Genomic DNA, 7,119 nt, shown 5'->3' on the forward strand with positions numbered 1-7,119 from the left:
CATCTCTCCTCCGTGCTCGGCCGGTTCGGCGTGCCGGGACAGGCGGCGTACGTGGCGACCAAGCACGGCGTGATCGGGCTGACGCGCACGATGGCGCTCGAGCTGGCGCACCGGAAGATCACCGTCAACGCGATCTGCCCCGGATGGGTCGAGACGGAGCTCGCGCGGCAGGGATACCGGCGGATCGCGGAAGCTCGCCACGTCACGGAAGAGGAAGCGCGCGCGATCTGCGCCCGCATGGCCCCGCTCGGCCGCGTCCTCGATCCGGAGGAGATCGCGGGGCTCGCGGTTTACATCGCCTCAGACGACGCGCGCGATCTGACCGGCCAGGCAATCGTCCTCGACGGCGGCCAGGTGATGCCGTGAGAAAAGGAAATCCGAAATCCGAATATCGAAATCCGAAACAAATCCGAAGTCGCAAGACCCGAAATTCGAAACGGGCCCGACGAGCTCGTTTTGAGCATCCCAATTTCGGATTTCGTGCTTGTTTCGAGTTTCGAGCTTCGAATTTCGAGCTTGGGATATGAGTGACTCTCCGAACATACGGGCGATCACGTTCGATGCGGGATTCACGCTCCTTCATCCCGACCCGCCGGTCGAGGAGGTCTATCTGCGGGAGTTCGCGCTCGACGGCGCGCGCGGCGACGCGGCGGCGCTCGCCGCCGCGCTCGCGAAGACCTGGCGCGAGATTCGGGAGCGCAAGCTCGTCGATCGCTACGGGGGGCCGACGGGAGAACGGGGTTTCTGGGCGATGTTCGTCGAGCGAGCGCGGTTCCATTTCGACGGCGGGATGCTCTCGGCCGCGTGCTTCGACCGGCTCGTCGGCCATTTTCTGCGCCCGGAGGCGTGGGCCGTCTACGAGGACGTCCTGCCGGCGCTCGACGCGCTCGCGTCGGAGGGATTCCGGCTCGGGATCGTGTCGAACTGGGACTCGACGCTCGCCGGGCTGCTCGAAGCCCACGGGCTCGCCGCGCGGTTCTCCGCGCTCCTCGTCTCGGCGTCCGAGCAGTCGGGGAAACCGCACCCGGAGATCTTTCGGCGGGCGTGCGACCGGCTCGCCGTACCGCCGTCGCAGACGGTGCACGTCGGCGATTCCCTCGAGGAAGACTTCGCGGCGGCGCGCGAAGCGGGTCTCTCGGCGCTCCTCCTCGACCGCGGGGACCGGCATCCCGAGATCGCGGACCGGATCCGGTCCCTCGCCGAGCTCCCGCGGCGAATCGGGAAAGCGCCTCAGGGCGCGGGGGGGATCTCCGCCACGCGCTGACCCAATGAATGATCGGACGCCGGTCATGGCGAGGCCGCTGCTTTTCTGCGAAAAGCTCCCTCGCGCCTTCGGCGCTCTTCCCTCTCCCGGCGGGCGAGGGGAATTCGGTGGCTCCGCGACGATCTGTGTGGCCGTGGCGATCTGCCCCTGAATTGCCGGAATCAGATGCTTCGCTTCGCTCGCAATGACGGGCGCGCAGGCTAAAATTTCGTTGCCTTTGCGCCCGCCGTTACCGTACCCTTCCGTCCAACTTGAACCAGCTGTTCCGCACGAAATCCCTCGACGACCTCGTCGCCGAGACCCAGGAAGAAGGACATCAGCTCAGGAAAACGCTCGGCCCGGTGAATCTCATCGCGCTCGGGATCGGGGCGATCATCGGCGCCGGAATCTTCGCGACGATCGGGACGGCCGCGGCGGGGGACGCCCATCGTCCCGGCGCGGGGCCGGCTCTGATGCTTTCGTTCTTCCTGACGGCCGTCGTCTGCGGCTTCACGGCGCTCTGCTACGCGGAGTTCGCGTCGATGGTGCCGGTCGCCGGCTCCGCCTACACCTACTCGTACGCGACGCTGGGCGAGCTGGTCGCCTGGATCATCGGCTGGGACCTCATCCTCGAGTACGCGATCGGCAACGTGGCGGTCGCGATCTCCTGGGCGAACTACTGCAACACGCTCCTCGACGGGCTCGGCATCCATCTCCCCGACTGGCTCACGATCGATTACCGCACCGCGCACCAGAAGGTGCCCGCGGTGCTCGCCCACGCGCCGCACCTCTTCGGCATTCCGATCGTCTTCAACATCCTCGCCTTCCTGATCGTCGCGGCGATCACGATCGTTCTCGTCTGGGGCGTCCGGGAGTCCGCGCGATTCAACGCGGTGATGGTCGCGATCAAGCTCGTCGTGCTCGGCTTCTTCGTGTTCGTGAGCTTCCATTTCGTGAAGCCCGCCAACTGGCACCCCTTCGCGCCGAACGGTTTCGCGGGCGTCTCGACCGGCGCCGCGATCATCTTCTTCGCGTACATCGGCTTCGACGCGGTCTCGACGACGGCCGAGGAATGCCGCAATCCGAAGCGCGACATGCCGATCGGCATCATCGGCTCGCTCATCATCTGCACGGTCATCTACGTCGGCATCGCGGCCGTCTTCACCGGGATGGTTCCCTACCCGGTGCTCCACCATCTGAACGCGTCGCAGCAGGCCGAGCCGCTGACGATGGCGATGAAGTACGTCCGAATGCCGAACTACATGGTCGGGATCGTCGCGCTCGGATCCGTGATCGCGCACACGGCCGTGCTGCTCGTCTTCCAGCTCGGCCAGCCCCGCATCCTCTTCGCGATGGCCCGGGACGGGTTTCTCCCCCCCGCGTTCGCGAAGGTGCATCCGAAGTTCCGGACGCCGCACGTCGCGACGATCCTCACCGGCGTGGTCGTCGGTCTCGCGGCGGCGATCGCGAACATCGACGAGATGGTCGACCTGACGAACATCGGGACCCTCTTCGCGTTCATCCTCGTCTGCCTCGGGATCATGGTGCTGCGCTTCAAGGACCCGACGCGTGAGCGCCCGTTCCGGGTGCCGCTCGGCCCCGTCTTCCTTCCGAGCCTCGGGCTGATCGCGTGCGTCTACCTCATCTTCTATCTGCCGCCGAGCTCCTGGTGGCGGTTCTTCTTCTGGCTGCTCGCCGGTCTGGTCGTGTATTTCCTGTACGGACATCGCCACTCCCGGCTCCGCAACGGGCCGCGTCCCCCGGACTTCAATCCCGCCTCCGACCTGCCGCCGGCCGAGCTCCGCTGAGCCGCGTTTTCCACCCGTCGGCGCGCGTGGAATTTGCTACCCTTGGGCCGGAGGTGACGATGAAAAGAATCCTGCCGGTGATGCTCCTGCTCTCGGCGGTCGCGGCGTCGGTGCCGGCGGCCGTGGTGACGAAGCGCTTCGAGTGGGCGCCGCAGAACGGCGTGCAGATCCTCAACTGGACGGAAAACGGAATCACGGTCAAACAGGTCAAGTGGGACCTTGGTTCGGTCGTCCGCCCCACGCGGATGTCGACGAGCCGCGTGCGGGTGCGCGTCGACAACGACTCGACCGTCGACGTGGTCCCCGGGATCGCGATCGCCGTGTTCGACGAGGACAACCGCCTGATCGCCGCCGGCGACGGCGGGGTGAAGGTCGGCGATCTGAACAAGGGGGCGCGCGACGACTTCACCGTCGCCTTTGCCCACGTTTTCCGGAACCTGGACAAGGCGAAATACTTCTACGTCACCGTCGAAACCAAGAGGTGACGCGATTCTGAAGAGCCGGAGGGACGCGGCGGCCGCCGCGCTCCTCCTCGCGGGCACCGCGATCTTCTGGGGCCGTCTCTTCGGGGGCGGCCTCGTTTTTTACGCGCGGGACTTCGGCTTCTTCTTCGCTCCGCTTCGGGCCGCGTTCGCCGAGGCGCTCCGCGGCGGCGCCTCGCCGTTCTGGAACCCTTCCATCGGGGGCGGTGTTCCTCTGGCCGCCGATCCGAACAACGCGGTCTTCTTCCCGGCCACGCTCCTCTTCCTGCTGCGGCCGTTCTCGACCGGCGCCCGCGCCGCGCATCTGCTCTGGGCGTTCGCCTTTCCGCTCCTCTCCTTCGGCGCGCTTCGCCGTCTCGGGCTGTCCCGGTTCGCCGCCGCGGTCTCGGCCTTCGCCGCCGCGATCTGCGGGCCCGCGATGACTCTCGCTTCTCTTCCGACGACCGCGTGGGCGGCGGCGTTCTTCCTCCCGCTGCTCGCCGCGGCGGCGTCGCCGCGGCTCTCCTCTCTCGCGGGCGGCGGCGCGGTCGCCCTCCTGACCGGGCTGGTCGTCGTGTCCGGCGAGCCGGCGATCGCCGGCGAAATCCTCGTTCTGGCGGCGGTCTTCGTCCTCGCCGGCCGTGCGCGCGGCGGGAAAGCCTTCGCGGGCGGGGCGGCGCTCGGGCTCGCGATCGCGGCGCCGCAGATCGTCGCCGCCGCGGCCCTGTTCCGCGGGACCGTGCGCGGATCGGGTCTCGCGGTCGCCTCCGGCGCCGCCTTCTACTCCGTGCGGCCGGCGCGCTTCTTCGCGGTGCTGTGGCCCGGGCTCTTCGGCGACGTGCACTCGGCGTCGGCGGCGGGTTTCTGGGGCGCGGCCTTCTTCGACGCGGGGGCGCCCTACGTCTCGACGCTGGCGATCGGGACCGCGACCCTCGCTCTTCTTCCCGCCGCATGGCGCGCGCGGACGGGCCGCCGCTTCCTCCTGCTGGCCGCGCTTTCGGCGGTCCTCTCGCTCGGGCGGTTCCTACCCGGAGGAGACCGTCTCCTCGCACTGCCGGGTCTGTCGCTCGTGCGGTATCCGGAAAAATGGCTGATCTTCTCGATGATCTCGGCGATCGCGGCCGCGGGATTCGGGCTGGACCGCGTTCGCGAGGGCGATCGCGGCGCCGCGCGCGCCGCCGGAATCGGGGCGGCGGCCCTGGCCGCTCTCTCCTGGGGGACCTGGCTGTGGCTGCGCGCGGCGCCCGAGCGCGCGTGGTCGCTCCTTCTCTCGGGCCGCGTCGTCGCGCCGGCGTTTTCCGCTTCGCGGGAGGCGATCCTGGCCGACGTCGGCCGCGAGCTCGCGCTGACCGGGACGTTCGCGGCGGTCCTGTTTCTCTGCGTCATGGCGCTCGGCGCGCGGCCCCGACGGCTCGCCGCGGCATTGGCGGTCCTCCTGTTTCTCGATCTCTTCCCGCGCACCTGGAACGCCGTTCCGCTCGAGACGAACGATTACTTCGACCGCGCTCCTTCCGCGGCCGCGGCCGTCTCCACCGCCGAAGGGCGCTTTTTCTTCGACTCGGAGACCGAGCTGGCGGCGGATCCGCTCCGGCCGATGCGCCCGGTGATGTGGGGGATCGCGTTCGCCGGCAACAACGACATCGACCGGTTCTCGCCGCGGCGCTCGTTCCTCTTCGGCCGCGCGCTCGCGTCCCTGCGGTTCTCCGACCCGCGCAAGCTCGCGCTCCTCCGGGTCGCCGACGTGCGCGCGGTCTCCTCGATCGATCCCTCCGCCGCGGCGCTCGTTTCGCCCTGGTTCTCCACCTCGCCGCGCCGGACCGTCTACCGGGTCTCCGGCGCCTCGCGTTTCCGCTTCTTCGCGTCCGCGGTCGGCGCCTCCGGCGAGGAAGCGGCCCGGCGGCTCCTCCTCGAGCCGGGGCGGGATACGCTCTCGGCGCCGGTGATCGAGGGCGCGGTTCCGACGGAAACGGGCCGAGCACGCCCGGCGGCCTCGCCGGCCGCGATCCGGACGCTCCGCCGTCGCGCGGACCGCGAGACGGTCGAGGTCGGCGCGCCCGTCGCCGGCTGGCTCTTCCGGTCCGAGACCTTCGACCGCCATTGGAAAGCGCGCGTGGACGGCCGCCCGGCCGCCGTCGTCCCCGCGGATTACGCGTTCCAGGCCGTCGCGGTTCCCGAAGGCCGCCACCGGGTCGAGTTCGTCTACTCCGACGCCGCCACGCGCGCGGCGATGGCCGTCTCTCTCGGCGCCCTCCTCGCCGCGGCTCTCGCGCTCGCCGCGAAGAGACCGGCGCGCGGTTGACGGAAAGAAGTCACGCGCCGTCTCCTTCGGTTGGCACGGCCCGTGCGGCGGCGTCGGAGGTGATGGCCGAACCGCTCTTTCCGAGCTTCTTCATCGGCGGCTTCGAATGCTCGACGCACTTGCGGCGCGACCGCCGCCGCCTCGACATGAGCGCGTCGACCGCGCACGACCGGTGGGCCTACGAGGACTACGCCCGCCTCGGGACGGTCGGCATCCGCGCCGCCCGCGACGGAATCCGCTGGCACGTCATCGAGAGCCCGGACGGCCGCCGGGACTGGTCTTCCGCGGTCTCGATGCTCCGGGCCGCGCGGAAGGCCCGCGTGCGCGTCGTGTGGGACCTGCTGCACTTCGGCTGGCCCGACCACGTCGACCCGTTCTCGCCCGAATTCGTCCCGCGCTTCGAGCAGTTCGTCCGCGGCTTCCTCCCGGTCCTCGGCGACGAGACGGACGAGACGCCGTACCTCGCGCCGGTCAACGAGATCTCGTTCCTCTCGTTCGCGGGGGGAGAGGAGGGCTTCTTCAACCCGTTCGCGAAGAGGAGGGGAGACGAGCTGAAGGGGCAGCTCGTGCGCGCTTCGATCGCGGCCTGCGGCGCGATCCGGAGCGTGTTCCCCGCCGCGCGCCTCGTCCACACCGACCCGATCATCCACATCATCGCGGATCCGCGCCGGCCCCAGGACCGGCGCCGGGCGGAGAACTACCGTCTGTCGCAGTTCGCCTCGTGGGACATGATCTCGGGACGCGAGCGTCCGGAGATCGGAGGCGATCCGTCGTTCCTCGACGTGCTCGGGCTCAACTACTACATCCACAACCAGTGGGTGCTCGACGACGGCGTCGTCGTGCCGTCGCATCCGCAGCACCTCCCGCTGCGCTACATGCTGCGCGAGGTGCGCGAGCGCTACGGCCGCCCGATGTTCATCGCGGAGACCGGCATCGAGGACGACGTGCGGCCGAGCTGGCTGCATTACGTCGGCAAGGAGCTCCGCGGCGCGCGCCGGCTCGGGATCGACACGGAGGGAATCTGCCTCTATCCGATCGTCAACCATCCCGGGTGGGAGGACGACCGGCACTGCCGCAACGGGCTCTGGGACTATGCCGACGCGAACGGAAACCGAGAAGCGTACGCGCCGCTCGCCGACGAGATCCGGCGGCAGGAGCGCCTTTTCGCCGACGAGCGCGCCGCCGCGGAGGCCGACGACGAGCGCTTCGACCGCACGGAATGGGCGGTGCTCGACGAGGCGGCGCGGCATATCGACGAGGAGACGGCGCGCTCGCGTTCCTAGCAAGCGCGGCGATGCATCGAGCCGG

At 69.5% G+C, this 7,119-nt stretch carries 6 protein-coding genes; all 6 read left to right on the forward strand.

Going from position 1 to position 7,119, the window contains the following annotated elements; all coding sequences use genetic code 11:
- Nucleotides 1-366, forward strand: a 366-nt coding sequence (locus VKH46_16505; GenBank protein HKB72438.1) for an SDR family oxidoreductase, incomplete at its 5' end; no start/stop codon positions are given.
- A 157-nt stretch (nt 367-523) separates the two neighbouring features.
- Nucleotides 524-1,264, forward strand: coding sequence for an HAD-IA family hydrolase (locus tag VKH46_16510; protein ID HKB72439.1), 741 nt, complete (start codon nt 524-526; stop codon nt 1,262-1,264).
- Between the two features lie 251 nt (nt 1,265-1,515).
- Nucleotides 1,516-3,051, forward strand: a complete 1,536-nt coding sequence (locus tag VKH46_16515) for an amino acid permease (protein HKB72440.1) — start codon at nt 1,516-1,518, stop codon at nt 3,049-3,051.
- A gap of 59 nt (nt 3,052-3,110) precedes the next feature.
- The gene (locus VKH46_16520) at nt 3,111-3,536 is read left to right on the forward strand and encodes a hypothetical protein (protein HKB72441.1); all 426 of its coding nucleotides are present in this window, start codon (nt 3,111-3,113) and stop codon (nt 3,534-3,536) included.
- Nucleotides 3,469-5,811 (forward strand): hypothetical protein, encoded by a 2,343-nt coding sequence (locus tag VKH46_16525; GenBank protein HKB72442.1) that lies wholly within the window; start codon nt 3,469-3,471, stop codon nt 5,809-5,811. Before VKH46_16520 ends, VKH46_16525 begins: the two co-directional genes overlap by 68 nt.
- Before the next feature lie 62 nt (nt 5,812-5,873).
- On the forward strand, nt 5,874-7,094 hold the full coding sequence (locus tag VKH46_16530; GenBank protein HKB72443.1) for a beta-glucosidase: 1,221 nt from the start codon (nt 5,874-5,876) through the stop codon (nt 7,092-7,094).
- Nucleotides 7,095-7,119 lie beyond the last annotated feature (25 nt).

The sequence above is a fragment of the Thermoanaerobaculia bacterium genome (genome assembly GCA_035260525.1).
In the GTDB taxonomy this organism is placed as follows: Bacteria; Acidobacteriota; Thermoanaerobaculia; order UBA5066; family DATFVB01; genus DATFVB01.

Excerpts from the sequence above, each read along its gene's own strand:
- VKH46_16510 (HKB72439.1), top strand. The coding sequence starts at position 524 with ATGAGTGACTCTCCGAACATACGGGCGATCACGTTCGATGCGGGATTC.
- VKH46_16520 (HKB72441.1), top strand. The coding sequence starts at position 3,111 with ATGAAAAGAATCCTGCCGGTGATGCTCCTGCTCTCGGCGGTCGCGGCG.
- VKH46_16530 (HKB72443.1), top strand. The coding sequence starts at position 5,874 with ATGGCCGAACCGCTCTTTCCGAGCTTCTTCATCGGCGGCTTCGAATGC.